We start from the raw sequence: 25,572 nt of genomic DNA, 5'->3' as shown, positions 1-25,572 counted from the left end.
AGGAAGAAGATTACAATGGCACTCAGCATCCGTCTGTCGCGTGGTGGCTCGAAGAAGCGTCCCTATTACCGCATCGTCGTGGCCGACGCGCGCTCGCCCCGTGACGGCAAGTTCATCGAGAAGATCGGCAACTACAACCCGCTGCTCAAGAAGGACGACGAGAAGCGCATCGTCCTCGACGCCGAGCGCGCCAAGCACTGGCTGTCGAACGGCGCGCAGCCGACCGATCGCGTCGCCCGCTTCCTCGACGCCGCCGGCGTCCGCGAGCGTACCGCGCGCAACAACCCGACCAAGGGCAAGCCGGGCGAGAAGGCGACCGAGCGCGCCGAGGAGCGTGCCGAGAAGCTGAAGGCGCAGCAGGAGGCTGAGGCCGAAGCAGCGATGGCGTCCGCCGTCGAGAGCGCTACGGCCGAACCGACCGCCGAGGGCGAGCAGGTCGCCGAGGCGACGGCTGAGCAGTAAGCATCCCGTTCGGCCATGATGCGTTGCAATCCCCTCACAGGAGAGACGCATCATGGCCAACGATCCCTTCCCCGATCCCCGCACGGCAGCCGATGACGACGACGACGCCACCAACGAAGGAGTCTCGGCAACCGAACCGGCCGAAGGCGACGACGCCGCCCCCGCCGGCGACGACGGCAGCCCCAACGGCTGACGTGGCCGGCGGCGAGCCGGTGGTGACGCTGGCGGTCGTGATCGGCGCGCATGGCATTCATGGCCAGGTGCGTCTCAAGGTCTTCGCCGAGGATCTGTCCGGCTATCGCCAGTTCAATGGCGGTGCACTGACGCTCAAGTCGGCGCAGGCCGGCCCGAACGGCACGATCGCCCGCTTTGCCGAGGTCGGCGACCGCAATGCGGCGGAGGCACTGCGCGGGACGGAACTGACCGTGCCGCGCAGCGCCTTACCCGCATTGGCGGAGGGCGAATATTATCATGCCGATTTGATCGGGCTGCCCGCCGAATTGCCGGACGGCACCGCCTTGGGCCGCGTCGCGCTGGTGGAGAATTTCGGCGCCGGCGACGTGATCGAGATCGAGCGGCCGACCGGCAAGCGCTTCATGGTGCCGATGCGCGCCGAAGCGGTGCCGTCCTGGGATGGCCAGCGGCTGATCGTCGATCCCGCCTTCGTCGAATAACGCTGTCCTACAACTCGTCGATTCGTCATCATGCGGGTGAGGGGGCTGCCATCGGTGTGCACCCCGTCTTTCTCATTGTAGTGCTGCACGACCCAGTGGCGCTGTGATGGGGCGTGCGATGCGTACGCGTCAGTGAGACCTTCGAGACTTTCCGACCGTATGCGACGGGGGGCGTTCTCGTGTCGCGGACCATATCCGCCACATCGCCCGCGGAACTCCGAACGGGTGAGACTTTTGAGACGTTCCGGCGGCTAGCGGCGGATGGGATGGCGCGCGTTCAAGGCGTTGCGGATCGTCGTCGCCGCCACGCCCGCTTCGCCCATCGCATGGCTGATCTGGTCGAGCCCCTTCACCACATCGCCCGCCGCGAACAGCCCCGGCACGCTGGTCCGCTGGTGGTCGTCGACCTCCAGGCACCCCTCGTCACTCGCCCGTGCGCCGGCGGCAACCGCGAGGTGCGAGCGGATGCGGGAGCCCAGCGCCGGATAGACGCTGTCGAACTCCATCCGGCCCTCCGCGGTATCCAGCGCCAGGCGATCGCCCTCGATCGCCCAGCCGCCGCAGGGTCCGTCGATCCGGGCGATGCCTGCCTCGTCGAGCGCCCGCTGGCAGCTGTCGTCGAGTTGATGGCCAGCTTCGGGCGCGACCAGCGTCACGTCGCGCGTATAGCCACGCAGGAACAGCGCCTCGCGCATGCCGTGATCGCCCGTGCCGATCACGCCAACGCGTTTGTCGGTCACCTCAAAGCCGTCGCAGATCGGGCAATAGCGCAACAGGCCGCGCTCCAGCGCCGGATCGTGCACCTCGGGCAGCAGCCCGGCCGGCCGGTGATTGACCACGCCGGTGGCGAGCAGCACGGTGTGGGCCCGGTGGCTGCCATGATCGGTGCGGACGATGAAATCGTCGCCGTCCGGCTCGATCGCGGTCACCTTCACCGGCTCGCGCACCGCGCCGTAATGTTCGGCCTGCGCCAGCATCAGGCGCAGCAATTCCTTGCCCGCGATCCCCTCCGGATACCCGGCGTGATTGTGCGTACACGGGATCATCGCCGCCCGGCTCGACCCGCTGTCGAAGAGCCGAATGGAGAGGTGGAAGCGGGCGAGATAGATGGCCGCGGTGAGACCAGCTGGCCCGGCGCCGATGATGATGCAATCGTCCATTGGCTTCCCGGACGCGCTGCGCCGGCGCAAGTTCCTTGCGATTTGGGCTTGGGAAGTATATACGCGACTGTATCTACGGAGGCGTGAAATGGCTTCACCGGAGTGGTCGGACGAGGAGCGCGGTGCCACTTTGGATCGTACAACCGGTCCGCTCCCGTGGCTGAAGCCGCGAGAGCGCAAGCGCATGACGGTCAAGATCTTCAAATCGGGCAACTCGATGGCGATGCGTCTGCCGGCTAGCCTCGGCTTGCTGCCCGGCAGCGAGATCGAGCTTGAGATCGAGGATGACGCTCATGTGTCGTTCGATCTGCCGGATACGCCGAAGCGCAAGCTCGACGTGGCGAAATTCTGGGGATTGATTCCCGAGCTCCAACTGATCCCGGAGGAGGACCGTCTCTTTACTGGCAATGATGACGATCGCTGATGCGCTATCTCCTCGATTCCAATATCATCATCGCCGCAATGTCGGGTACGAGCGAGCCGCTGTTGCACCGCCTCGCAGCCTGTGACGAAGGCGAGGTCGTGACCTCGGCGATCGCGTTGGCAGAGGTGGTGCTGGGGTCGCGGAAGGGTAAGCCGTTGTCGGTCGATCGATTGCGGTCGTTCGTGTCGGAGGTCCCAGTCCTCGACTTCGACTATAGAGCGGCACTCGCCTATGCCACCCTGCCGTTTCGACGGGGGGGCTTCGATCGGTTGATCGCCGCGCATGCGCTGTCGCATCGTCTGACGGTGGTGACGAACAATGCGCGGCATTTCGCGGATATACCGGACCTGCGGGTCGAGGATTGGACGCAATCCCCATGACGACGTCCTTCACCGCCACCATCCTTACGCTCTATCCGGAGATGTTTCCCGGTCCGCTCGGCGTGTCGCTCGCCGGGCGCGCGCTGCGCGAGGGCGGCTGGTCGTGCGAGGCGGTGCAGATCCGCGACTTTGCCACCGACAAGCACCGCTCGGTCGACGACACGCCGTCCGGTGGCGGCGCGGGCATGGTGCTGCGCGCTGACGTCCTGTCGGCGGCGGTCGACAGCGTGGCGGACGATCGCCCGATCCTGGCGATGACGCCGCGCGGCCGGCCGCTGACCCAGGCCCGGGTGCGGGATCTTGCCGCCGGCCCCGGTGTCGTCCTGCTGTGCGGCCGGTTCGAGGGTTTTGACGAGCGTCTGTTCGATGCCCGGCCGATCGAGCAAGTGTCGATCGGCGACTATGTGCTGTCGGGCGGCGAGATGGGCGCGCTGGTGCTGCTCGACGCTTGCATCCGACTGCTTCCCGGCGTAATGGGCGCGGCTTCCAGCGGGGACGACGAGAGCTTCGAAACGGGGCTGCTCGAATATCCGCAATATACCCGCCCCTATGAATGGGAAGGGCGCACGATCCCCGAAGTGCTGCGATCGGGGGATCATGCGAGGATCGCGGCCTGGCGCAAGTCGATGGCCGAGACCGACACACGGCTACGGAGGCCGGACTTATGGGAGCGCCATGAGGGCGCTCGGGTCCGACCTCCCTCTGGCGCGCGGCGCATGAAGGATGACGTGACATGAACCTGATTCAGCAGCTCGAAGCCGAGCAGATCGCCAAGCTGACCGAAAAGCGCGCGATCCCCGATTTCCGTCCCGGCGACACGCTCAAGGTCGGCGTGAAGGTCGTCGAAGGCGACCGCACCCGTGTCCAGAACTACGAGGGCGTGTGCATCGCCCGTTCGAACAAGGGCATGGGCTCCTCGTTCACCGTTCGCAAGATGAGCTTCGGCGAGGGCGTCGAGCGCGTCTTCCCGCTCTACTCGCCGAACATCGATTCGATCGACGTCGTGCGCAAGGGCGCGGTGCGTCGTGCGAAGCTCTATTATCTGCGTGGCCGCACCGGCAAGTCGGCGCGTATCGCCGAGCGTCGCGACACGCGTCCGGCCAAGGGCACCGCCGCCGCGGAATAATCCGCCGGCCGTCCAATCGGGCGAAACGACAAGGGCGCGGCGGGACTTCCCGCCGCGCCCTTTTGTCATGTCCTGCCGCCGTCCACGATCCGGCGGGATGGGGCAGCCTGATCAGCGCGCTGCCGCGACGAACGGCGCGCTGGCATCCAAACGCCGCCGCGCCGGGAGGCGGACGATCCGCAGCAGCAGGCGCGCGGGGGCCAGGGCTGGGGCTGCGGCGACGGACAGCGTCAGCACGACGGCAACCCCGCCGAGCGAGGCGCCCGCCAACATCCTTACGAACCGTTCGCCCGTCAGGCCGGTGCCGCAGCGCAATAATGCTACGCTTAGAATCGCCCCGGCAACGATGCGCAACAATCGCGCTTCGCGGGCATTGCGCACGTCGGCGTCGCGCCGATGGCGGAAGGCGGCGCCTGCCATCAGCAGCCAGGCGAACGCGGAAAGCGTGGCGGTCTCAAGCATGGATCATCTCCGGTGAGGCGGTACGGCGGGTCTTCACCCGTGGCGGCTGCGCGGCCCGCCAACTGCCGAAGGCGAGCAGAGTCGCGATGACCAGCATCGCCAGATCGAAGGCGGCAAACAGCATGTCGCCGTCTAGCAAGGAGCCCGGCAAGCCGCGCCGCGTGGTCAGCATATTGGCGACGGGGATGGCGGCAAAGGCGACCGCCGCCAGTGCCAGTCCTTCGGTCCAGGCGCGGCGCGCCGGCCTGGCAAGCTGGACCAGCGCGAGCAATCCCCAGGTCCAGAACATCGCCTTCACCTCGAGATCGGCGCGACCGGGCAACTCTGGCGGCAGCAGCCGGTTGGCGAGCAGATAGGCCGCCATCGCCGTCGGCAGCCCTGCGATCGTCGCGATATTGAGCCGCTCGACCAAGCGCAGACCGAAGAAGGGTGCCGCGCCTGGCCTCCGCCGTGCAGCCGTCCACAGCAACAGCCCGGTGCCGACCATCGCCGCCCCGGTCAGTCCGAGCAGAAACAGGGTCCAGCGCAACGCCGTGCCAGCGAATTGCGCCATGTGCAGCCCCATCATCACGCCCGCCGTGGCGATCGCCGGGCCGGCAGCACCGGATTGTGCGATCAATCGGCCGGTCGTGCCGGAAAAGGTCAGCGACGCGCCGCGAGCGTTGATCGACGCCTCCCGCGAACGGCTGAGCGTGACGGTGGCGGCGGCATCATTGGGGTTGCGGATGATGACAACGTCGGCGGCCGCACCCCAGCGTCGCTCCGCCTCGGCAACCAGCGGAGCGATGGCGATCAGCGGCGCCGCTCGCCCGCTGGCTGCGACCTCGGGTGGGGTGCCATAAGCTACCGCGGCAAAGTCCGCGGGCTTCTTGTAATTGGCCAGGATCGGCCACGGCATGTACATCGCCACCAGCGTGATCAGCCCGGTGTAGGTGACCACCGCGTGATAGGGCAGGGCGAGGACCGCAGACACATTGTGCGCGTCGAGCCAGCTGCGCTGCCCCTTGTTCCACCGCAACGTAAAGAAGTCGGCGAAGATGCGCTTATGGGTGATCACTCCGGAGATGATTGCGCCGAGCATGAACATCGCGCACAGCCCCGCCAGCCAGCGGCCCCAGGGATGGGGCAGCTGGAGCTGGAAGTGGAAGCGGTAGAAATGTTCGCCGCCGCGCGTCGCGCGCGCATGGACCGGCTGGCCGGTGGCGGGATCGAGCGTCAGTTCGTCGGCGCCTTTCCGTCCGCCGGCAAGGCCGGGCTTTGGCAGGGCGAAGACGCGCGTCGCCACCTCGCGCGGGCCGGGAAGGTAGATATACCATTGCTGGTCGTCCGCCCCGGTCTGCTGCAGATAGCGTATGGCAGAAGAGGCGGCGTCGGCGGCAGGCACCGGCCGGCCGCTCAGCTCCGGCTGCATCCAGCGGGTGATCTCCGGCCGGAAATAGCTCGCGGTGCCGGTCAGGAACATGGCGAACAGGATCCAGCCCGCGATGAGCCCCAGCCAGCCGTGAATCCACGCCATATTCTGCCGCAGGCTGAGGGTCACGGCCGGGTGCCCAGCAACCATAGCGCCGCCACGCCCGCCAGCGCGCCACCCCATAGGCATAGAAGAACGCGACCCAGGCGGGGTTCGTGGAAACTCCATAGGCCGATGATCGCATACAGCAGGAACGAGACGATCATGCCCCAGGCGGTGGCTTCGGCACGATCGCCGGGGAGCAAGCGCGCGAGCAGCGTCGCCGCCGCGGACGCTGCGGCATAGCCGCCGATCAACGCGGTAACGCAGCGCATGGCCATCGCCAACCGGGCTCGGCCGCCGGAGCGGCGAGACGTCGATCGGGCGATATCACCATTCATGAACATTCTGTCATTTTTCCACTTGCCGCGTCGGCCGTACCTCCCTAGCGGTTTCTGCGAGTCACTAGCAATAGCGGAATGGATAAAAATGCGGGCGCGGACGAAGATTGTCGGATTGATCGGAGCGTCGCTCATCGGCCTGGCACCGGCGGCGTGGGCGGTGCCGCTACATGCGCCAGAAGATAGCGCCACCCGTGCGATCCCCCGCGACGAAGGGGGTGAGGGGCAGCACCGCGGTGAGGATATCGTCGTCAATGGACAGCGCGACAAGCGTCACGGCGAAACGGGAGCGAAGACCGACACGCCGCTGATCGCGCTGCCGCAGAATGTCGTCGCGATCGACAATGAAGACCTGACGCGGCGCAATGCGCTGTCGATCAACCAGGCGCTCGGCTATGTCGCTGGCGTCTCGCCCAATCAGCGTGGCAATGTCGCGACGCGCTACGATCAGCTCTATCTGCGCGGTTTCACCCCCGGCATCTTCATGGACGGGATGCGACTGCTCGGCGGCGTCTATGCCAGTCCGCAGGTCGACTTCCATCTGGTCGAGAGCGTCGAGGTCATCAAGGGGCCGGCGTCGGTGCTGTATGGCAATGCGACGCCGGGCGGACTCGTCAACCTGACCAGCAAGCTGCCCTATGCGGCATCCGGCGGGCGGATCGAGCTGGCGGCGGGCAATTACGACCTGTTGCGAAGCGCGATCGACGTGAACCAGCCAATCGATCGGGATGGCCGGTGGCAGTTCCGCGTCATCGCAGGCGCAGAACGCTCGGACGGATTCATCGCCCTGACCCACAACCGGCGCTATTATGCTCGGCCGATGCTGACCTTCGCGCCGGACGACGCGACCAGCGTGACGCTGATCCTGAACTATCAGCGCGATCCGGAGGCCGCTTCCTATAGCGGCGTACCCGCCTACGGCTCGGCGCTCCCCAACCCACGCGGGCAGTTCGCCACCGATCTCAACGTCTCGGAGCCGGGCTATGAGGCGTTCGACCGTCAGCAACGGTCGGCGACCCTGCTGTTCCGCCGGACGCTCGCGCCCGGACTGACCTGGACTACCAACGCCCGCTACCTCGATGTCGACCTGCATTATCGCCAGATCTACCTGTCCGCCTTCGCTACCACCGGCACAGGGGCAAACCGCCAGACCGATTTCTCGACGATCATCCGCGGCGGCGGTGGCGCGGATGAGGCGTTCCGTACGCTCACCCTCGACAACCGCATCGCCGCCCGCTTCGCGACCGGTCCTTTGACGCATACCTTGCTCGCGGGGGTCGACTGGCAGAACAATCGCGGCACCAACAGCCAGCAGTTTAACACCGGCGTCACCACCAATCCCGTGACGAGCATCGCCAACCTCAACCTCTACGATCCCGTCTATTACGGGCCGGTGCCGAGCTTCCCGCTCACCCAGACCCGCAATCGGCGCAAGATCGACCAAGTCGGTGTCTATGCGCAGGATCAGATCGCGATCGGCGGGCTCAATCTGATCGCGAGCGGGCGGTGGGACTGGTACGATCAGCTGACCCGCAACCGCAATCTGCCCGAAGGCAGTGCGGCGGCGGTGACGCGGCTGGCGCAGATCGCGTTCACCACGCGACTGGGAGCGCTGTACGAGACCAAGCTCGGCCTGTCGCCCTTCGCCAGTTATTCGGAAAGCTTCGAGCCGCAGAGCGGCAGCGGCTTCGACGGCCGGCCGTTCGTGCCGGTGACCGGCCGGCAATATGAAGCGGGACTGAAGTTCCAGCCACGGGTTCTGGACGCGCTGTTCACCCTGTCCGCCTTCGACCTGCGGCGGCGCAACGTGCCGGTCGGCGATCCGGTCAATACTGGCTTTTCGATCCAGGCGGGCGAGGTGGCGATCCGCGGTGTCGAACTGGATGGCCGCGGCGAGATAGCGCCGGGTCTCACGGCGACGGTCGCCGGCACTTATACCCACGCGCTGACCACCCGCGGCACCCCGGTCGTCGGCTCCGGCGACCAATTGGCCGGCGTGACCGGTACCAAGCCGCTCGGCATTCCGACGTGGAGCGCGTCGAGCTTCGTCGCCTATGATCTGGCCAAGGCGGCGGCCGGGCCGCTCGGCGGGTTCAATCTGGGTGGCGGCGTCCGGTATGTCGGGCAGTCGGACGGGACGGCGCAGACGGTGGTGAACGGCGTCACGGTCACCAGGCGGTTCGCGTCGCCGGGCTATGTGCTCGCCGATCTGCTCGTCGGCTACGACCTCGGCCGGGCCGATCCGACGCTGACCGGGCTGAACCTCAGCCTCAACGTCGCCAATCTGTTCGACACGCGGCACATCGCGAGCTGCTTCTTCAACAACAGCTGCTATTTCGGCGCGTCCCGCACGATCGTCGGTACGTTGCGTTTCAGCTGGTAAGCAAAAGGGCCGCCGGATCGTTGCCGGCGGCCCTTCTGGCTTATTGGTCGAGGAAGGAGCGCATCTTGCGGCTGCGGCTCGGGTGCTTGAGCTTGCGCAGCGCCTTCGCCTCGATCTGGCGGATGCGTTCGCGCGTCACGCTGAACTGCTGACCGACCTCTTCCAGCGTGTGATCGGTATTCATGCCGATGCCGAAGCGCATGCGCAGCACGCGCTCCTCGCGCGGGGTCAGCGAGGCGAGGACACGGGTGACCGTTTCCTTGAGGTTCGCTTGGATCGCGGCATCGACCGGGATCACCGCATTCTTGTCCTCGATGAAGTCGCCGAGATGCGAATCCTCCTCGTCGCCGATCGGCGTTTCGAGCGAGATCGGCTCCTTGGCGATCTTCATCACCTTGCGCACCTTCTCGAGCGGCATGCTCAGGCGCTCCGCCATCTCCTCGGGCGTCGGCTCGCGGCCCTGCTCGTGGAGGAACTGGCGGCTGGTGCGAACCAGCTTGTTGATCGTCTCGATCATATGGACCGGGATGCGGATGGTCCGCGCCTGGTCGGCGATCGAGCGGGTGATCGCCTGCCGGATCCACCAGGTGGCGTAGGTCGAGAACTTGTAGCCGCGGCGATACTCGAACTTGTCGACCGCCTTCATCAGGCCGATGTTGCCCTCCTGGATCAGGTCCAGGAACTGCAGGCCGCGGTTCGTGTACTTTTTGGCGATGGAGATGACGAGACGCAGATTGGCCTCGACCATTTCCTTCTTGGCAATGCGTGCCTCGCGCTCCGCCTTCTGCACCATGTTGACGATGCGGCGGAATTCGCTGAGCGCCATGCCCGTCTGCTGGGCGATGTCGCTGATCTCGGTGCGGATGCGGTCGACCGCATCGGCCTCGTTGGCAGCGAAATTGCCCCATTTCTTGTCGAGGCCGCGGACGCCCGCCAGCCACTGCTCGTCGAGCTCGTGACCCATGTAGCGGTCAAGGAAGTCCTTGCGGCTGACCTTGTGCCGCTCGGCAAGACGCAGCATCTGGCCGCCGAGCGCGGTCAGGCGACGGTTGTAGGCATAGAGCTGGTCGACGAGATATTCGATCTTCGCCTGGTGGAACTGGACGCTTTCCACCTCGGCGGTCAGGTCCTCGCGCAGCTTCTGGTACTTGCGCTCGTCCGCCGCGGATAGTTCGCCGCCGGCGGCCATCGCCTCCAGCCGGTTCTGCTGCACCTTGGCGAACTTCTTGTAGATCGCGGTGATGTTGGCGAACTTCTCGAGCGCCTGCGGCTTGAGCGTCTCCTCCATCTGGGCGAGGCTGAGCGTGTTGTCCTCGTCATCCTCCTCGGTGGCGCGCGGACGGCCTTCGCCACCGTCCTCGTCCTCGTCGGCCGACGGCTCCTCGGGCTCTTCCTCGTCCTTGAACGACGGGCCGGCGGCGCTTTCGCTGATCTCGCCATTGTCGTCCTCGGCACCCTCGACCTGCTCGGCGGAGGGACCCTTGGACAGCATCGCGTCGAGATCGAGGATCTCGCGCAGCTGCATCGTGCCTTCGTTGAGTGCGGTCGACCAGTCGATGATCGCATTGAAGGTGATCGGCGATTCGCACAGGCCCAGGATCATCGTGTCCCGGCCGGCCTCGATCCGCTTGGCGATGGCGATCTCGCCCTCGCGGCTCAGCAGCTCGACCGCACCCATCTCGCGCAGGTACATGCGCACCGGGTCGTCGGTGCGGTCGACCGTTTCCTTCTTCTTGGTCTCGGGCGCGGAACCGCCGGCGCTGTCGGCATCGGCCTCGGCAGTCTCGGCCTCGTCCGCCGAATCCTCTTCGGATTCGCCGTCCTCGCCCTGTTCCTCGTTCTCGACGATGTTGACGCCCATCTCGTTGAGCGCGGCCATGATGTCCTCGAGCTGGTCGCTCGACATCTCGCCCTGGGGGATCGCCTCGTTGAGCTGGTCGTAGGTGATGTAGCCGCGCTTCTTGGCGCGCGCGATCAGCTTCTTGACCGACGCATCGTTGAGGTCGATCAGCGGCGCGTCGCCCGTGTCAGCCGTGTCGGGTGCTTCCGCCGCCATGTTCGCCTTCGCCATCAATTGTCCTCGGACCCAAATGCTCGGGCGTCTTCGTTCGACTGCACCAGATTTGCAAGCCGAAGCTCCAACGCCTGTTTCTCTTTCACCAATGCCACTTGCCGTCCGAACGCTTCGTCGGTGAAGTGCCGCTGCATCGCCGCGGTCGCTTCGCCCAATGCCTGCTCGACCTCTGGCTGCGCCACCAAAATGGCGATCGCCTCGTCCAGGTCGGCGCGGGCACGCGCCGGGTCTCCGCCATTCTGCGTGAACGAATAGGGCATCGTATCGGCTCTCAGCAGGTCGCTAGCGACTGAATCGAAACCGCTGCCCGCCAATATGGTGCGCAATCCCGCGCTATCAAGCGCCCGATCCTCCAGCGCGACGTCGACCACCGCCTCGAACAGCCGGCCGAGCGCGCCATCGGCCATGCGCAGGCTGCCCAGCACCTCCATGTGCCGCGCGATCTCAACGGGGTGGCGGATCAGCCCGGCGAGCACCGCCTTGGCGAGCACGCGATCGATCCCGGCCGCGCGAACCGCCTTGGCGTCCTCGGTGACGGGGGCAGGGGGCTGTTTCCAATTGCCCTTGGCGTCGCGCTTGCCGCGCGCGCGCTGGTCGCCCGGCACGAAGGCGCGCGGCTGCGGCTTGAAATGCTCGTAGAAGCGCCGCTTGAACTCGCTCTCATATTCAATCCGGACGCCCTGATGCTGGATCGTCGCGGCGAGATCGTGAAGCCGCTGCTTGAAGCCGGCGCGCTGTTCCGGCGTGTCGAGCGGCTCGGCGGCCAATTCGCTCTGCCACAATCGATCGACCAGCGGCTGGGTGTCGGCGAGCAGTGTCTCCATCGCGCCCGATCCGCCCGCCTTGACCAGATCATCCGGGTCCTGGCCCTGAGGCAGCGTCACGAAGCGCAGGCTGCGTCCCGGTGCGAGCAGAGGCAGCGCGCGGGCCGCCGCCCGCAACGCCGCCTTCTGCCCCGCAGAGTCGCCGTCGAAGCACAGGATCGGCACGTCGACCATCCGCCACAGTCGTTCGAGCTGATGCTCGGTCAGCGCGGTGCCGAGCGGCGCCACCACCTCGCCGATGCCCGCCTGGGCGAGGGCGATGACGTCCATATAGCCTTCGACGACGAGGAGGCGGTTCGCCTTGCGCGCGGCGGGCGCGGCGCGATCGAGATTGTAGAGCGTGCGGCCCTTGTCGAACAGCGGCGTGTCGGGGGAGTTGAGATATTTGGGCTCGCCGTCACCGATCACCCGGCCACCGAAGGCGATCGTCCGCCCGCGGGCATCGCGGATCGGGATCATCAGCCGCCCGCGGAACCGGTCATAGGGCTCCTTGCCCTCGACCTGGATCAGCAGCCCGCATTCGATCAGGGCGGGATCGCCATAATCCTTCAGCGCCGTCTTCAACTTGCCACGGCTGTCCGGCGCGAAGCCGAGGCCGAAGGCGCGCGCGGTGTCCGCGGACACGCCGCGCTTCGCCAGCACGCCGCGTGCGTCCGCACCGCCGAGGCCACCCAGCTGTTCGGTGAACCAGGCGGCGGCATCGGCCATCGCATCGTGCAGGCCCTTGGCACGCTCCGCCTTTTGCGCGGCGCGGCGATCCTGCGCGGGCATCTCCATGCCCGCCGCCTGCGCCAGTTCCTTGACCGCATCGATGAACGGCAGGCCGCGCTGGTCGGTCATCCAGCGGATCGCATCGCCATGCGCCGAACAGCCGAAGCAATGGTAGAAGCCCTTGTCGTCGTTGACGTAGAAGCTGGGCGTCTTCTCGTTGTGGAAGGGGCAGCAGCCCTTGTGCTCGCGACCGGCCTTGTGCAGCTTCACCGTCTTGCCGACCAGCGCCGACAGCGACGTCCGCGCGCGCAGTTCGTCGAGGAAGGCGGGCGACAGGCTCATGCGGGCGATTCTATCATGGCGTGGGAGGCGTGGAGAAACAATCGCCTTGCGGCGGAATACGCGAATCTTGACACTTTTGACGCCTGAACGGGGAATTGTCGGGGTTGGTGGGCGCCGCCGGTCCGTGAGACAGGATTGAAAGGCAGAGCGGCATCCATCATGCGAGGCTTACGCGTATTCGTGCCTGTAGGACAGCCTTCTAACTCCCCTCCCGCTCGCGGGAGGGGCTGGGGGAGGGCAGTTGCGACAGCGCGGTCTCGATCGCCTGCACGACGCCTTCGGTGCGCTCGAGCACGTCATTGTTCCAGAACCGCAGCACAGTGAACCCCAAGCCCTCGAGATAGCGCGTGCGATCAGCGTCACGCCGCTCTTGCCAAGCGTGCTGACCACCGTCGACTTCGATCACGAGCTTCGCCGATCGGGCGACAAAGTCGCAGATAAACGGGCCGATCGGCACTTGGCGGTTGAAGCGAACGCCGGCTACCTGACGGTTGGAGATGTGCTGTCACAGCCGGCGCTCCGCGTCTGTGGCGCTCAGGCGGAGTTCGCGAGCTTTGGTGGGCTGCTCCATATGCCGTGTCTGCCCTCCCCCAGCCCCTCCCGCAAGCGGGAGGGGAGTAAATTGGGCGCCCTCTCGCAAGAGGGCAGCAAGCCCCCTCTACGACAGCGCCGCCTTTACCAGCCCGCTCGCCTTGCTCATGTCGAGGTTGGCCGCGTGCCGAGCCTTCAGCTCGGCCATCACCCGGCCCATGTCCTTCATGCCGCTGGCGCCAAGATCGGCCTTGATCGTCTCGATCGCGGCGCGTGTCTCGTCGTCGCTCATTTGGGCCGGCAGGAATCGCTCGATCACCGCGACCTCGGCCTTCTCCGCCTCGGCCAGCTCCTGGCGGCCGCCGCTTTCGTACATGGCGATCGATTCGCGGCGCTGCTTGACCATCTTCTGCAGCACCTCGACCACCAGCGCGTCGTCGTCCGCCACCGGACCTTGCGTGCGCACCTCGATGTCGCGGTTCTTGATCGCGGCCTGGATCAGGCTGATCGCGGCGCGCGCATCCTTGTCGCCGGCCTTCATGGCGGCGATCTGGGCGGCCTTGATGTCGTCGCGGATCATGGGACAAGCTCTTCGTCAAAGGGGAAAGGGCGAGCCTTAGCCGGGAACGCGCGGCGCGTCACCCGGTTGACGGCGCGGTATACGGGGTCTAGCGGGCGCGGCTTAGCGACATCGTTGTTCGACCCTCAAGGAGTGCCCGCCGCATCATGGCCGACGCCACGCCCATCGTCATGCCCGCAAAGCCCGAAGGGGCGACCGGGGTTCTGGTCCTCGCCAATGGCGAGGTGGCCTGGGGTCGCGGGTTCGGCGCGGAAGGGCAGGCGGTCGGCGAGGTGTGCTTCCACACCGCGATGACCGGATATCAGGAGATCATGACCGATCCGTCCTTCGCCGGACAGATCATCACCTTCACCTTTCCGCATATCGGCAACGTCGGCGCCAATCCCGACGATATCGAGGCGGACGCGCCGCACGCGCTCGGCATGATCGTCCGCGAGGACGTGACCGCGCCGTCGAACTTCCGCGCGGTCGAGCGGCTCGACGGCTGGATGAAGCGCCACGCGCGCATCGGCCTCGCCGGCATCGACACGCGGGCGCTGACCCGTCGCATCCGCGCCGGCGGCGCGCCGAACGGCGTGATCGCGCATAGCCCGTCGGGCGAGTTCGACCTCGATGCGCTGCTCGCCATGGCGCGGGCCTGGCCGGGGCTGGAGGGCATGGACCTCGCCAAGGAAGTGTCGACCGAGACGCATTACGCCTGGGGCGAGAGCCGCGAGGGCGGCCTGTGGCGGCTCGGCTTCGGCTATGACGGGGCCGGCGAGGGCGACCGCCCGCACGTCGTCGCGATCGATTACGGTAGCAAGCACAACATCTTCCGCAATCTCGTCCAGGCGGGAGCGAAGGTCACGGTATTGCCCGCGACCGCGACGTTCGATGAGGTAATGGCGCAGAAACCGGACGGCGTGTTTCTGTCGAACGGCCCCGGCGACCCCGCCGCGACCGGCGACTATGCGGTGCCGGTGATCCGCCAGCTGCTCGATACGGGTAAGCCGCTGTTCGGCATCTGCCTCGGCCACCAGCTCCTCGGCCTCGCGGTCGGTGCGCGCACCACCAAGATGTTCCAGGGCCACCGTGGCGCCAACCATCCGGTCAAGCGCCTGTCCGACGGCGCGGTCGAGATCACCAGCATGAACCACGGCTTTGCGGTCGAGCGGGACTCGCTGCCGGCGAATGCGCGCGAGACGCATGTGTCGCTGTTCGACGGGTCGAATGCGGGGCTGGAGCTGACCGACCGGCCGGCGTTCAGCGTGCAGTATCACCCGGAAGCGAGCCCGGGACCGCAGGACAGCCTGTACCTGTTCGAGCGGTTCGTAGGAGCATTGCGGCAATGAGCCTGTTGCTCGCACTTGCCATGCAGGTCGCGACGCAACCTAATTCGTTGCGGCACAAGGTGACCCCGCCCAGTCTGAACGCCATCGCCGATCGATGCCACGCGCCGCGCGCCTGGCTCACGCTGAGAGGTCGCCAGATCGTCTTTCGGGGCAATCCGGATGCCGACCCCGTCAAGATCGAGTGCGTCCTCAAAAAGATGAGTGCCGCCATCCAGATGAATAACGCCGCCCTCGTCGGCCGCGCGCAAGCTTCGGGTAACAACTAATGCCAAAACGCACCGACATCTCCTCCATCCTCGTGATCGGCGCGGGGCCGATCGTCATCGGGCAGGCGTGCGAGTTCGACTATTCGGGCACGCAGGCGATCAAGGCGCTGCGCGAGGAGGGCTATCGCATCGTCCTCGTCAACAGCAATCCGGCGACGATCATGACCGATCCGGAGGGCGCCGACGCGACCTATGTCGAGCCGATCACCCCCGCGGTGGTCGCCAAGATCATCGAGAAGGAGCGCCCCGACGCGATCCTGCCGACGATGGGCGGGCAGACCGCGCTGAACACCGCGCTGGCGCTGTTCCACGACGGCACGCTGGAGAAGTTCGGCGTGACGATGATCGGCGCCGATGCAGAGGCGATCGACAAGGCCGAGGACCGGCTGAAGTTCAAGGACGCGATGACCAAGATCGGTCTGGAAAGCGCCCGCAGCCACATCGCCCATACCGTCGAGGAGGCTTTGGTCGGCCTCGACCATGTCGGCCTGCCGGCGATCATTCGCCCCAGCTTCACGCTCGGCGGCACCGGCGGCGGCGTCGTCTACAACCGGTCCGAATTCGTCGACATGGTCCGCAAGGGTCTCGACGCGAGCCCGACCACCGAGGTGCTGATCGAGGAATCGCTGCTCGGCTGGAAGGAATATGAGATGGAGGTCGTGCGCGATCGCGCCGACAACGCCATCATCATCTGCTCGATCGAGAATATCGACCCGATGGGCGTCCATACGGGCGATTCGATCACCGTCGCGCCGGCGCTGACGCTGACCGACAAGGAATATCAGATCATGCGCAACGCCAGCATCGCGGTGCTGCGCGAGATCGGCGTCGAGACCGGCGGGTCGAACGTCCAGTTCGCGGTCAATCCGAAGGACGGCCGCCTGATCGTCATCGAGATGAACCCGCGCGTGTCGCGTTCGTCGGCGCTGGCGTCCAAGGCGACCGGCTTCCCGATCGCCAAGGTCGCGGCCAAGCTGGCGGTCGGCTATACGCTCGACGAGATCGAGAACGACATCACCGGCGCCACCCCGGCGTCGTTCGAGCCGACGATCGATTACGTCGTCACCAAGATCCCCCGCTTCGCCTTCGAGAAGTTCAAGGGCGCCGAAGCAGTGCTCGGCACCGCGATGAAGTCGGTCGGCGAGGTGATGGCGATCGGCCGCAACATCCATGAGAGCCTGCAGAAAGCGCTGCGTGGCCTCGAAACCGGCCTATCCGGCTTCAACCGCGTCGAGCGGCTGGCGGGCGCCCCGCGCGAGGAGATCGAGGCGGCGCTGGCGGTGGCGAGCCCCGACCGCCTGCTCGTCGCGGCGCAGGCGCTGCGCGAAGGCTTCACCGTCGCCGAGGTCAACGCGATCGCCAAGTTCGATCCCTGGTTCGTCGAGCGGCTCGCGGAGATCGTCGCGGCGGAGACCGAGGTGTGCCGGAACGGCCTGCCGATCGATGCGGCCGGTATGCGCCGGCTGAAGGCGATGGGCTTTTCCGACAAGCGGCTCGCCTGGCTGGCGCTGCAATCGGCGAATCTGCGCGGCATGCAGCGCGGTATCGCACGCGGCGGCGGCCTGATCCACGAGGCGGTCAGGGCGATGACCGGCGGCGTCACCGAAGAGGAGGTGCGCGAGCATCGTCACAAGCTGGGCGTGCGGCCGGTATTCAAGCGCATCGACACCTGCGCGGCGGAGTTCGATGCCAAGACGCCGTATATGTATTCGACCTATGAGGCGCCGAGCTTCGGCGAGCCCGAGGACGAGAGCCAGCCGTCCGATCGCCGCAAGATCGTCATCCTGGGCGGCGGTCCGAACCGGATCGGGCAGGGGATCGAGTTCGACTATTGCTGCTGCCATGCCTGTTTCGCGCTGGCCGATGCCGGCTTCGAGACGATCATGATCAACTGCAATCCAGAAACGGTGAGCACCGATTACGACACGTCCGACCGGCTGTATTTCGAGCCGCTGACCGCCGAGGACGTGCTGGAGATCCTACACGTCGAGCAGTCGCGCGGTGAGCTGGTCGGCGTGATCGTCCAATTCGGCGGCCAGACCCCGCTCAACCTGGCGCGCGCGCTGGAGAAGGCGGGCATCCCGATCCTGGGCACCTCGCCCGACGCGATCGACCTCGCTGAAGACCGGGAACGGTTCGCGGCGCTGGTCAACAAACTCGGCCTCAAGCAGCCGGCCAACGGTCTGGCGCGCAGCCGCGACGAGGCGGTGGCGGCGGCGGAGCGGATCGGCTTCCCGGTGCTGATGCGGCCGAGCTACGTGCTCGGCGGCCGGGCGATGGAGATCGTCGATTCGATCCAGCAGCTCGACGATTACATTCAGACCGCGGTGCAGGTGTCGGGCGACAGCCCGGTGCTGATCGACCAATATCTGCGCGACGCGATCGAGGTCGACGTCGATGCGATCTGCGACGGCGACGACGTCGTCGTGGCGGGCGTGCTGCAGCATATCGAGGAGGCGGGGGTCCATTCGGGCGACAGCGCCTGCTCGATCCCGCCCTATAGCCTGCCGCCCGAAGTGATCGCCGAGATCGAGCGGCAGACGGAGGCGCTGGCGCGGGCGTTGAGCGTCAAGGGGCTGATGAACATCCAATTCGCGGTCAAGGATGGTGTCGTCTATCTGATCGAGGTCAATCCGCGCGCGTCGCGCACCGTGCCCTTCGTCGCCAAGGCGATCGGCATGCCCATCGCCAAGATCGCCAGCCGCGTCATGGCGGGCGAGAAGCTGCGCGACCTGCCGACGATCGATCGCCACATCAAACATTATGCGGTCAAGGAAGCGGTCTTCCCCTTCAATCGCTTCCCCGGCATCGACCCGGTGCTGTCACCGGAAATGAAGTCGACGGGCGAGGTGATGGGCATCGACCCGGACTTCACCACCGCCTTCATGAAGTCGCAGCTCGGCGCCGGCACCGTGCTGCCGACCGGCGGCACCGCCTTCGTCAGCGTCAAGGACACCGACAAGCCGCATATCGTCCCGGCGGTGCGGGACCTCGTCGCGCGCGGTTTCCACATCCTCGCGACCGGCGGGACCGCCGATTACCTGACCCGCGCCGGGATCGAGGTGGAGAAGGTCAACAAGGTCGCGCAGGGGCGGCCGCACATCCTCGACCGGATCATGGACGGCGAGGTGACGCTGATCTTCAACACCACGGAAGGCTGGCAGTCGCTCAAGGATTCCAAGCCCATCCGCCAGGCGGCGCTGGGCCAGAAGATCCCCTATTTCACCACCGCGCCGGCCAGCGTCCAGGTGGCGAAGGCGATCGGCACCGGCTCCCTTGAAGTACGGCCGCTGCAATCCTACTATTCGCAGTCGCACGATTGATCCTCCGACATAATGGCGTGATGTGCGGGCGGGCCGGCGACAAGGCCCGCGCGGGGGCGAAGTGAATTGGGGACACGAAGATATGGCGACCGTCGAAAAGATGCCGATGCTCCAGGAGGGCTATGACAAGCTCACCCAGGACCTGAAGCGTCTGAAAGAGGAACGTCCCCTGATCGTCGACGCGATCGAGGAAGCGCGCGCGCACGGCGACCTGTCGGAAAACGCGGAATATCACGCCGCCAAGGAACGTCAGGGCCAGATCGAGGCATCGATCGCCGACATCGAGGACAAGCTGAGCCGCGCCCAGATCATCGATCCCAAGGATCTGTCGGGCGACAAGATCGTGTTCGGCGCGACGGTGACGCTGATGGACGAGGACGACAAGCCCGTCCGCTACCAGATCGTCGGCCAGACCGAGGCGGACGCCAAGACCGGCCGGATCAGCTACAATTCGCCGCTCGGCCGCGCCCTGATCGGCCGCAAGGTCGAGGACGAGGTGGAGGTGTCGGTGCCCGCCGGCGACCGCTATTATCTGGTGTCGAAGGTCGAATTCATCTGACCGACCGGGCAAGGCTGGAATGTCCTTGCCCGAGCCGCTCGACGCGCTGGTGGATGCGTGGGATCGCGAGCCCGTCCTCGTCGGCGAGGCGGGCGCCAGCGTCGTGCGCCTGTCGCACCCTGACGAGGGCGTGCGGTATCTGAAACACGGAACCGGCACGGTCGCAGACGACATTGCCGACGAGGCCCATCGGCTGTTCTGGCTGACGGGACGGCTGCCGTGTGCCGAGCCGCGTTACTTTACGCGGACGTCAGATGCCGCCTGGCTGCTGACCGGGGCAGTGGCGGGGCGGACGGGCGATGAGTGGGTCGAGAGCGATACGGCGAGCCTGCCGATGGTCGTCGATGCCTTCGCACGCTTCCTGCGCCGGCTTCATAGCCTGCCCGTCAGCGATTGTCCCTTCGACGCCGGGGCGGACGTGCGGATGGCGCACGCCCGTCGCTTGATCGACGCAGGATCGGTCGACGTTGACGATTTCGATGACGACCATGCCGGCTGGTCGGCGGAACAGGTATGGGAGAGTCTCGTCGCGCTGCGCCCCTGCGTCCGCACCGGCGTCGTCACCCATGGTGACTTTTCGCTGGGGAACGTGCTGGTCGATGCGCAGGGACAGGTCACCGGCTGCATCGACGTGGGGCGGCTGGGAGTCGCCGATCCGTATCAGGACGTGGCGATCCTGTGGCAGAATCTGCGGGCGTTCGGGCCCGACGTCGCCCAGCGCTTTCTGACCGCCTATGGCATCGATACGCCCGACCACCAGCGGCTGGATTTTCACCGCTGCCTCGACGAGCTGTTCTGACCCTTACGCGTTGGGCGCGACGAGATCCGGCTCGAGCAGCCGGTGGAGGTGGACCACCACGAACTTCATCTCCGCATCGTCGACCGTCCGCTGCGCGGCGGCGCGCCACGCCTTCTCGGCGCTGGCATAATCCGGGAAGATGCCGACCACCTCGAGCGCCGACGGATCGGCGAAGTCCAGCGTGCGCGGATCGGTGACGCGGCCGCCGAAGACGAGGTGAAGCTTGCTCATGAATCGATCCTGGCTGGAAAGGGGAGGGCCCGCCCTCTAGCCTGTTGCAGCGCAATATTGAAGGGGGCGGCGATGCCGATCGACCGCCGCGCCCCCTGGCCGATCAGCCCTTGTTGGTCGCGGAGCGTGCCGCTGCGCTGCCGGCGCTCTGCGCTGCCTGGACGATGTTCTGGAACAAAGATTTGACCTGATCGCGTGCCGCGTCCTTGGTCAGCCCGCGCTGATCGAGCTCGCCATAGCCGGCCTCGCGCGCGGCCTTGACAGCGGAGCGGGTGCGCTCGGCCAGCGTCCGTCCGACCGGCGCCAGCAGCTCCTTCTCCTTAGCCGAGCGCGGGATCAGCGTGCCGGCGATCGCACCGATCGCCAAGCCGCCGAACAGGATGCCGAGCGGGTTGGACTCGACCGCCGCCGCGGCGCGGTGGGCGGCGTCATCGGCCTTGGCGTGGGCGCTCGCCGCCGTGTTGTGGATGTCTGCCATTGTCGATCCTTCCTAGAGTATCCGCATGATGTCAGTCTTTGTTGCCACGGCCGAACAGCTTGGCGATGCGATGGCGGGCGAGGAACAGCCCGGCGACGGCGGTCGCGCCGGCGACCGCGCCGGGATTGCGCCGCGCCGTTTCGATCCCCGCGACTGCGGCTGCGCCACCCTTGTCGACGACTTCGCGCGCCGCTTGGCGGGTGAGGGTGCGGGGGTCGAGCTTGACCTGCAGGCGTGACAGGGTGCCGTTGAAACGGGCGCGCGCCGCCGCCGCTTCGACCTCGGCCGCGACGAGACGGGCGGACGGCTCCAGCGGCGCGCTCATTTCACCGCTCCGGCAGGCGACAGCCGGCTCTTCCCGATCAGCCCCAGCACGGCGGCGATCACGAACACGGTCACGGTCACCGCCGCGGTCGCAAGTCCCGGGCCGATCAGCGTCGCCAGGCTCATGATCAGCCCGACGAGCAGGGCCACCAGCGCGGCAAGCGCGAGCACGCCGGCGATGACGAACAGGATGACCGCACTGCGATAGGCGGCGACCCGTTCGCCGACGCGCGCCTTGACCAGGGCGATTTCCGCGCCCGCCAGTCCACGCGCGTCGTCGACCAGCTGGCTGACGAGCTCGGCGATGCCTTCATCCTGCACCATCGGCTGTTCCGCCCCCTGTGCCAAGTGTATCAGGCCCGCTGATCGTCGATGCCGGACTGGATCAGCCGCGCCGCCGCGAAACCGAGTGCCGCCGCGACGCCGATCGCGATCCCGGGGCTCTGCCGCACGAAGCCGCGCACGTCCTCGAGCAGGTCGTCGACATCCTTGCCCTTGACCTGATCGGACAGGCGCGACACGGCCCCGGCCGCCTGACGGGCATAGTCGCCATATTGCGCGCCGAGCTTCTCATCGACCTGGCCAGCGGCATCGCCGATCATCTGCGACAATTGGTCGAGCGCGCCGCCCGCCTTTTCCTTGCCGCTGTCGGCCAGCGTGCGGATGCGGTCGCTCGCCTGGCCGCCGATCTTGCCGGCCTGATCCTTGATCGTCTGCTTGGCCTGATCGGTGCGGCTCTGCGCGCCGGCCGGATCGAACTCGACGCCGCTGTCCTTCAAGGGGGCGGCGGGGGTGAAGCCGGTCGTCGCGGGCGGCGTGATGTCGCCGTCGGTCATCGGCAGTGCGTCGGTGTCGGACATGACGATCCCTTTCTCTGTTCGACCGCCTCAACCCGTCCCGCCAGACGGCGGTTCCCTGATCGCCAAGGAGATTGCCGCTGTGCAGCCGCCGGGGTAGAGGCCGGCCCGTACCTCGCCCCAAAGGTAGGAGCATCGTTACGTGACCGCAATCATCGACATCCACGGCCGGCAGATCCTCGACAGCCGCGGCAACCCCACCGTCGAGGTGGACGTGCTGCTGGAGGACGGCAGCTTCGGCCGGGCCGCGGTGCCGTCGGGCGCCTCGACCGGTGCGCATGAGGCGGTCGAGCGGCGCGACGGCGACAAGGGCCGCTGGGGCGGCAAGGGCGTCGATGGTGCGGTCGACGCGGTCAACGACGAGATCGCCGAGGCCCTGGTCGGCTATGACGCCGAGGATCAGGCCGAGCTCGACGCCAAGATGATCGCGCTGGACGGCACGGAGAACAAGGGGCGGCTCGGCGCCAATGCGATTCTCGGCGTCAGCCTGGCCGCGGCCAAGGCGGCGGCGGATGCACGCGGGCTGCCGCTGTACAAATATGTCGGCGGGGTGTCGGCGCATGTGCTGCCGGTGCCGATGATGAACATCATCAACGGCGGCGAACATGCCGACAATCCGATCGATTTCCAGGAATTCATGATCGTGCCGGTCGGCGCGGACAGCATCGTCGAGGCGGTGCGCTGCGGTTCGGAAATCTTCCATACGCTCAAGAAGGCGCTGCACGACAAGGGGCTCGCCACCGGCGTCGGCGACGAGGGCGGCTTTGCCCCCAACATCGCCAGCACCGAGGAAGCGCTCGGCTTCATCATGCAGAGCATTGAGAAGGCGGGCTACACGCCGGGCGACGACGTGATGCTGGCGCTCGATTGCGCCGCGACCGAATTCTACAAGGACGGCCGCTACAACATCTCCGGCGAGGGCAAGGTGCTGGAGAGCGGCGCGATGGCCGAATATCTCGCCGACCTGACCCGCCGCTACCCGATCTTCTCGATCGAGGACGGGATGAGCGAAGACGATTGGGAGGGCTGGAAGGCGCTTACCGACCTCGTCGGCGACACCGTGCAGCTGGTCGGCGACGATCTGTTCGTCACCAATCCGAAGCGGCTGAAGCGCGGCATAGAGGGTGGCTATGCCAACTCGCTGCTGGTCAAGGTCAACCAGATCGGCACGCTGACCGAGACGCTGGAGGCGGTGAACATGGCGCAGCGGGCGCGCTATACCGCGGTGATGAGCCATCGGTCTGGCGAGACCGAGGACGCGACGATCGCCGATCTCGCAGTCGCCACCAACTGCGGCCAGATCAAGACCGGCTCGCTCGCGCGGTCGGACCGGCTCGCCAAGTACAACCAGCTGATCCGCATCGAGGAAGAGCTCGGATCGGTCGCCCGCTACGCCGGCCGCAGCGTCCTTCGCGGCTAACCCGCACCTCCCCGGCCCGGGGCGGTGGCGGCGTGATAGGGTGACGGAGGGGGCTGTGAGCGGCGGACGTCGCCGAGAGCCCCCTCATCCGTTTCGCTGCCATCCTCTTCACCGGGGGGAAAAGAAACGCCCGTCCTTCGTTCTGCGCTTGACCTGAGACTCGCAGCGAATCAGGATGATGACCATGGCGCGCGCAAAACCTTCCTCCTTCCGCAAGACGATGCGCCGCGCCGCGCTGCCGGCGCTCGGCTTCACCATCCTCGCCTTCTTCGGCGCCTATGCGGTGCTCGGGCCGAACGGGATGCTCGCCTATGGCGACTACAAGCGGCAGCTGGCGAAGCGCGAGAAGCAATATGCCGCGCTCGACCAGCGGCGTACCGTGCTGAAGAACCGCGTCGCGCTGCTCGATCCGGATCACGCCAATCCCGACATGGTCGACGAGATGGTGCGCAAGGAACTCAACGTCGCGCATCCAGATGAGGTGATCGTCCCGTTGCGATAGGCCTCGGCACCGCCGCGCCATGCTCCTGCGCGCGCAGGAGCGTGGCGGCCTCGTCAGGAACGGCCGAGCCGCAACCGTCCACGGAACAGCCCGCGCTTGACCAGCGGTTCGAACATCTCCGACGGACCCTCCGGGTCGAGGACCTCGTTGTCCGCTAGCCATTTCTCCACCGCCGGCAGGTCCGGCACTTGATACGGCCGAAGCGATCGTCCCGGCCCGCACAGTCGCTCGATCGTCGCGATCAGCGATCCCGTCTCCGCCATCACCTGCGTCACCCGCTCGGCCGGAACGTCGAGATGCTCGGCGATCAGATCGTCTCTCACCGCGGCGATCGTCGCGCGTAGCTCCGGCCGCTGGTCCGTCGCGTCGAGCACGACGTCGCATTCGGTATCGAGACGCAGGGAGCGGTTGTTGATATTGGCAGAGCCGATGCGCAGCTGCCGGTCGTCGATCACCGTGATCTTGGCGTGGCAGTAGATCGGCGCGCCGCCGCGGGTGAAGGGGTGGTAGAGCCGCAGCCGTCCGTGGCGGTCGTGGCGATGCAGCGCCTCGACGAGGCGGGCACGCGCGGTATCCATCGCCAGCGGCTCCAGCCAGCCTTGCGCCGAATCCGGGTTGACGATCACCACCTCGGGGCCGTCCGGCTCGTCGAGCCGCGCGGCGATCGCCTCAGCGATTCGGCGCGAGGCGAAATACTGGCTTTCACAATAGATATGCCGCTGCGCGTTGCGGATCTGGTCGAGGAACAGTGCTTCGACCTCGGTGATCGCCGGCTCGCCCGGCATCTCCGGCTTCGACCGCGCAATGCCGATCGTCACGTCCTCGAAATGCGCGTCGAGCGACTTGGGCCAGCAGGCATGGCTGCCGGTGATCGGCGCCAGCGTCACGCCCGTCGCCACCTGCCAGCGGGTGCGTGCCAGCTCGCCGAGCGCGACCGCCGCCGGCCCCGTGATCGCGGTGGTCGCATCGTGCCATGGCTTGTAGATCTTGCCCGAGGGCAGCCGCCGGCCGGGATCGTCGTCGCGGTGCGCGCGCGTGTCCCAGCGTTCCGCGGTCATGTCGATCCCGCCGCAGAAGGCGAGGCAATCGTCGATCGCGACGATCTTCTGGTGGTGGGACGATCCGGTCGGGTGATGGCCGTCCAACTTCACATGGATACGCGGGTGGCGCATCCATTTGAGCACGGTGAAGATCGTCGTGCCACGGAACAATCCCTTGAGAGCGCCCATGTCCCAGCGCAGCAGATAGAGCTCGAGCTTCGGATTGCGCTCGACCAGCCAATAGAGGAACTTGCCGATCACCTCCGGCCCCTCCAGCGTCTGGCCGCTGCCCGCCAGTCGGATGCGTGCATCGAAATCCCAGCCGATCAGCATGATCCGCTGCTCGGCCTGCAGGAACGCTTCGCGCGCGACGGCGAAATAGCGGTCGGCGTCGACGACCACGGCGAACTTGTCCGCCCGTTCAATGCGCCAGACGTTGCGGCCGGGATCGAGCATCA

General features: G+C 66.8%; 29 protein-coding genes. 15 read left to right on the top strand and 14 right to left on the bottom strand.

Going from position 1 to position 25,572, the window contains the following annotated elements:
- Positions 1–15: 15 nt before the first annotated feature.
- Genes rpsP through rimM form a run of 3 tightly spaced genes read left to right on the top strand, consistent with a single transcriptional unit; the run spans position 16 to position 1,136 of the window.
- A complete protein-coding gene (gene rpsP / locus ACU5AX_RS03845) occupies positions 16–462 on the top strand; it encodes a 30S ribosomal protein S16 (protein ID WP_198352669.1) in 447 nt (148 codons plus the stop codon).
- Between the two features lie 52 nt (positions 463–514).
- Positions 515–655, top strand: a complete 141-nt coding sequence (locus ACU5AX_RS03840; RefSeq protein ID WP_446689729.1) for a hypothetical protein — start codon at positions 515–517, stop codon at positions 653–655.
- A gap of 1 nt (position 656) precedes the next feature.
- Positions 657–1,136, top strand: a complete 480-nt coding sequence (rimM, locus tag ACU5AX_RS03835) for a ribosome maturation factor RimM (RefSeq protein ID WP_446689728.1) — start codon at positions 657–659, stop codon at positions 1,134–1,136.
- Positions 1,137–1,387: 251 nt separating this feature from the next.
- Here the strand turns inward: rimM and ACU5AX_RS03830 are convergent, their stop codons facing one another.
- Positions 1,388–2,296, bottom strand: coding sequence for an NAD(P)/FAD-dependent oxidoreductase (locus ACU5AX_RS03830; protein WP_446689727.1), 909 nt, complete (start codon positions 2,294–2,296; stop codon positions 1,388–1,390).
- 184 nt (positions 2,297–2,480) lie between these two features.
- Here ACU5AX_RS03830 and ACU5AX_RS03825 point away from each other — a divergent pair, with 184 nt between their 5' ends.
- The 4 genes from ACU5AX_RS03825 to rplS are packed head-to-tail and all read left to right on the top strand — an operon-like array spanning position 2,481 to position 4,226.
- On the top strand, positions 2,481–2,720 hold the full coding sequence (locus tag ACU5AX_RS03825; protein WP_446689726.1) for an AbrB/MazE/SpoVT family DNA-binding domain-containing protein: 240 nt from the start codon (positions 2,481–2,483) through the stop codon (positions 2,718–2,720).
- Positions 2,720–3,100 (top strand): type II toxin-antitoxin system VapC family toxin, encoded by a 381-nt coding sequence (locus ACU5AX_RS03820; RefSeq protein ID WP_446689725.1) that lies wholly within the window; start codon positions 2,720–2,722, stop codon positions 3,098–3,100. The genes ACU5AX_RS03825 and ACU5AX_RS03820 overlap by 1 nt, the downstream gene beginning before the upstream one ends.
- Entirely contained in the window at positions 3,097–3,837 is a 741-nt protein-coding gene (trmD, locus tag ACU5AX_RS03815) for a tRNA (guanosine(37)-N1)-methyltransferase TrmD (protein WP_446689724.1), read from the top strand. Before ACU5AX_RS03820 ends, trmD begins: the two co-directional genes overlap by 4 nt.
- Positions 3,834–4,226, top strand: a complete 393-nt coding sequence (gene rplS / locus ACU5AX_RS03810) for a 50S ribosomal protein L19 (RefSeq protein WP_198352675.1) — start codon at positions 3,834–3,836, stop codon at positions 4,224–4,226. Before trmD ends, rplS begins: the two co-directional genes overlap by 4 nt.
- Before the next feature lie 111 nt (positions 4,227–4,337).
- Here the strand turns inward: rplS and ACU5AX_RS03805 are convergent, their stop codons facing one another.
- The 3 genes from ACU5AX_RS03805 to ACU5AX_RS03795 are packed head-to-tail and all read right to left on the bottom strand — an operon-like array spanning position 4,338 to position 6,479.
- A complete protein-coding gene (locus ACU5AX_RS03805) occupies positions 4,338–4,688 on the bottom strand; it encodes a hypothetical protein (protein WP_446689723.1) in 351 nt (116 codons plus the stop codon).
- Positions 4,681–6,228: a PepSY-associated TM helix domain-containing protein gene (locus ACU5AX_RS03800; protein ID WP_446689722.1), complete on the bottom strand. Its 1,548-nt coding sequence runs from the start codon at positions 6,226–6,228 to the stop codon at positions 4,681–4,683. Before ACU5AX_RS03800 ends, ACU5AX_RS03805 begins: the two co-directional genes overlap by 8 nt.
- Positions 6,225–6,479: an iron transporter gene (locus ACU5AX_RS03795; RefSeq protein WP_446689721.1), complete on the bottom strand. Its 255-nt coding sequence runs from the start codon at positions 6,477–6,479 to the stop codon at positions 6,225–6,227. Before ACU5AX_RS03795 ends, ACU5AX_RS03800 begins: the two co-directional genes overlap by 4 nt.
- Before the next feature lie 175 nt (positions 6,480–6,654).
- Here ACU5AX_RS03795 and ACU5AX_RS03790 point away from each other — a divergent pair, with 175 nt between their 5' ends.
- Positions 6,655–8,922, top strand: coding sequence for a TonB-dependent siderophore receptor (locus tag ACU5AX_RS03790; RefSeq protein WP_446689720.1), 2,268 nt, complete (start codon positions 6,655–6,657; stop codon positions 8,920–8,922).
- Positions 8,923–8,962: 40 nt separating this feature from the next.
- Here the strand turns inward: ACU5AX_RS03790 and rpoD are convergent, their stop codons facing one another.
- The 4 genes from rpoD to ACU5AX_RS03770 all read right to left on the bottom strand — a co-directional run bounded on the left by rpoD (position 8,963) and on the right by ACU5AX_RS03770 (position 13,984).
- Positions 8,963–10,993 carry an RNA polymerase sigma factor RpoD gene (gene rpoD / locus ACU5AX_RS03785; RefSeq protein WP_198352680.1) on the bottom strand — a complete coding sequence of 677 codons (2,031 nt, stop codon included), beginning with the start codon at positions 10,991–10,993 and terminating at the stop codon, positions 8,963–8,965.
- Positions 10,993–12,873, bottom strand: a complete 1,881-nt coding sequence (dnaG, locus tag ACU5AX_RS03780; protein ID WP_446689719.1) for a DNA primase — start codon at positions 12,871–12,873, stop codon at positions 10,993–10,995. Before dnaG ends, rpoD begins: the two co-directional genes overlap by 1 nt.
- 199 nt (positions 12,874–13,072) lie before the next feature.
- Positions 13,073–13,330: an endonuclease domain-containing protein gene (locus tag ACU5AX_RS03775; RefSeq protein WP_446689718.1), complete on the bottom strand. Its 258-nt coding sequence runs from the start codon at positions 13,328–13,330 to the stop codon at positions 13,073–13,075.
- Between the two features lie 201 nt (positions 13,331–13,531).
- Entirely contained in the window at positions 13,532–13,984 is a 453-nt protein-coding gene (locus tag ACU5AX_RS03770) for a GatB/YqeY domain-containing protein (protein WP_446689717.1), read from the bottom strand.
- 146 nt (positions 13,985–14,130) lie between these two features.
- On the opposite strand from ACU5AX_RS03770, the gene carA reads away from it, so the two are divergent.
- The 5 genes from carA to ACU5AX_RS03745 all read left to right on the top strand — a co-directional run bounded on the left by carA (position 14,131) and on the right by ACU5AX_RS03745 (position 20,262).
- Complete coding sequence (gene carA / locus ACU5AX_RS03765) at positions 14,131–15,315, top strand: glutamine-hydrolyzing carbamoyl-phosphate synthase small subunit (RefSeq protein ID WP_446689716.1); 1,185 nt, start codon at positions 14,131–14,133, stop codon at positions 15,313–15,315.
- Entirely contained in the window at positions 15,312–15,581 is a 270-nt protein-coding gene (locus tag ACU5AX_RS03760; RefSeq protein WP_446689715.1) for a hypothetical protein, read from the top strand. Before carA ends, ACU5AX_RS03760 begins: the two co-directional genes overlap by 4 nt.
- Complete coding sequence (gene carB / locus ACU5AX_RS03755; RefSeq protein ID WP_446689714.1) at positions 15,581–18,904, top strand: carbamoyl-phosphate synthase large subunit; 3,324 nt, start codon at positions 15,581–15,583, stop codon at positions 18,902–18,904. Before ACU5AX_RS03760 ends, carB begins: the two co-directional genes overlap by 1 nt.
- An 82-nt stretch (positions 18,905–18,986) precedes the next feature.
- Positions 18,987–19,463: a transcription elongation factor GreA gene (gene greA, locus ACU5AX_RS03750; protein ID WP_198352687.1), complete on the top strand. Its 477-nt coding sequence runs from the start codon at positions 18,987–18,989 to the stop codon at positions 19,461–19,463.
- A gap of 19 nt (positions 19,464–19,482) precedes the next feature.
- Positions 19,483–20,262: an APH(3') family aminoglycoside O-phosphotransferase gene (locus ACU5AX_RS03745; protein ID WP_446689713.1), complete on the top strand. Its 780-nt coding sequence runs from the start codon at positions 19,483–19,485 to the stop codon at positions 20,260–20,262.
- 3 nt (positions 20,263–20,265) lie between these two features.
- Here the strand turns inward: ACU5AX_RS03745 and ACU5AX_RS03740 are convergent, their stop codons facing one another.
- The 5 genes from ACU5AX_RS03740 to ACU5AX_RS03720 form a co-directional block, all read right to left on the bottom strand.
- Positions 20,266–20,493: a DUF4170 domain-containing protein gene (locus ACU5AX_RS03740; protein ID WP_198352689.1), complete on the bottom strand. Its 228-nt coding sequence runs from the start codon at positions 20,491–20,493 to the stop codon at positions 20,266–20,268.
- 103 nt (positions 20,494–20,596) lie between these two features.
- Positions 20,597–20,971, bottom strand: a complete 375-nt coding sequence (locus ACU5AX_RS03735; RefSeq protein WP_198352690.1) for a hypothetical protein — start codon at positions 20,969–20,971, stop codon at positions 20,597–20,599.
- Positions 20,972–21,002: 31 nt separating this feature from the next.
- Positions 21,003–21,296: a DUF3618 domain-containing protein gene (locus tag ACU5AX_RS03730; protein ID WP_446689712.1), complete on the bottom strand. Its 294-nt coding sequence runs from the start codon at positions 21,294–21,296 to the stop codon at positions 21,003–21,005.
- Entirely contained in the window at positions 21,293–21,619 is a 327-nt protein-coding gene (locus ACU5AX_RS03725) for a phage holin family protein (RefSeq protein WP_198352692.1), read from the bottom strand. The genes ACU5AX_RS03730 and ACU5AX_RS03725 overlap by 4 nt, the downstream gene beginning before the upstream one ends.
- 29 nt (positions 21,620–21,648) lie before the next feature.
- Positions 21,649–22,155, bottom strand: coding sequence for a hypothetical protein (locus tag ACU5AX_RS03720; protein ID WP_446689711.1), 507 nt, complete (start codon positions 22,153–22,155; stop codon positions 21,649–21,651).
- Positions 22,156–22,294: 139 nt separating this feature from the next.
- Between ACU5AX_RS03720 and eno the strand changes: the two genes are divergently transcribed.
- Together eno and ACU5AX_RS03710 are read left to right on the top strand one after the other, a co-directional pair.
- Positions 22,295–23,572 carry a phosphopyruvate hydratase gene (gene eno, locus ACU5AX_RS03715; protein ID WP_198352694.1) on the top strand — a complete coding sequence of 426 codons (1,278 nt, stop codon included), beginning with the start codon at positions 22,295–22,297 and terminating at the stop codon, positions 23,570–23,572.
- Positions 23,573–23,756: 184 nt separating this feature from the next.
- Positions 23,757–24,074 carry an FtsB family cell division protein gene (locus tag ACU5AX_RS03710; RefSeq protein WP_198352695.1) on the top strand — a complete coding sequence of 106 codons (318 nt, stop codon included), beginning with the start codon at positions 23,757–23,759 and terminating at the stop codon, positions 24,072–24,074.
- A gap of 53 nt (positions 24,075–24,127) precedes the next feature.
- On the opposite strand, the gene ACU5AX_RS03705 is transcribed toward ACU5AX_RS03710, so the two are convergent.
- Positions 24,128–25,570 carry a phospholipase D-like domain-containing protein gene (locus ACU5AX_RS03705; RefSeq protein WP_446690463.1) on the bottom strand — a complete coding sequence of 481 codons (1,443 nt, stop codon included), beginning with the start codon at positions 25,568–25,570 and terminating at the stop codon, positions 24,128–24,130.
- Between the last annotated feature and the right edge of the window lie 2 nt (positions 25,571–25,572).

It is taken from the genome of Sphingomonas benefaciens, from assembly GCF_052907485.1.
The sequence above is the reverse complement of the archived record's forward strand: the minus strand, read 5'-3'. Positions and strand labels throughout refer to the sequence as shown.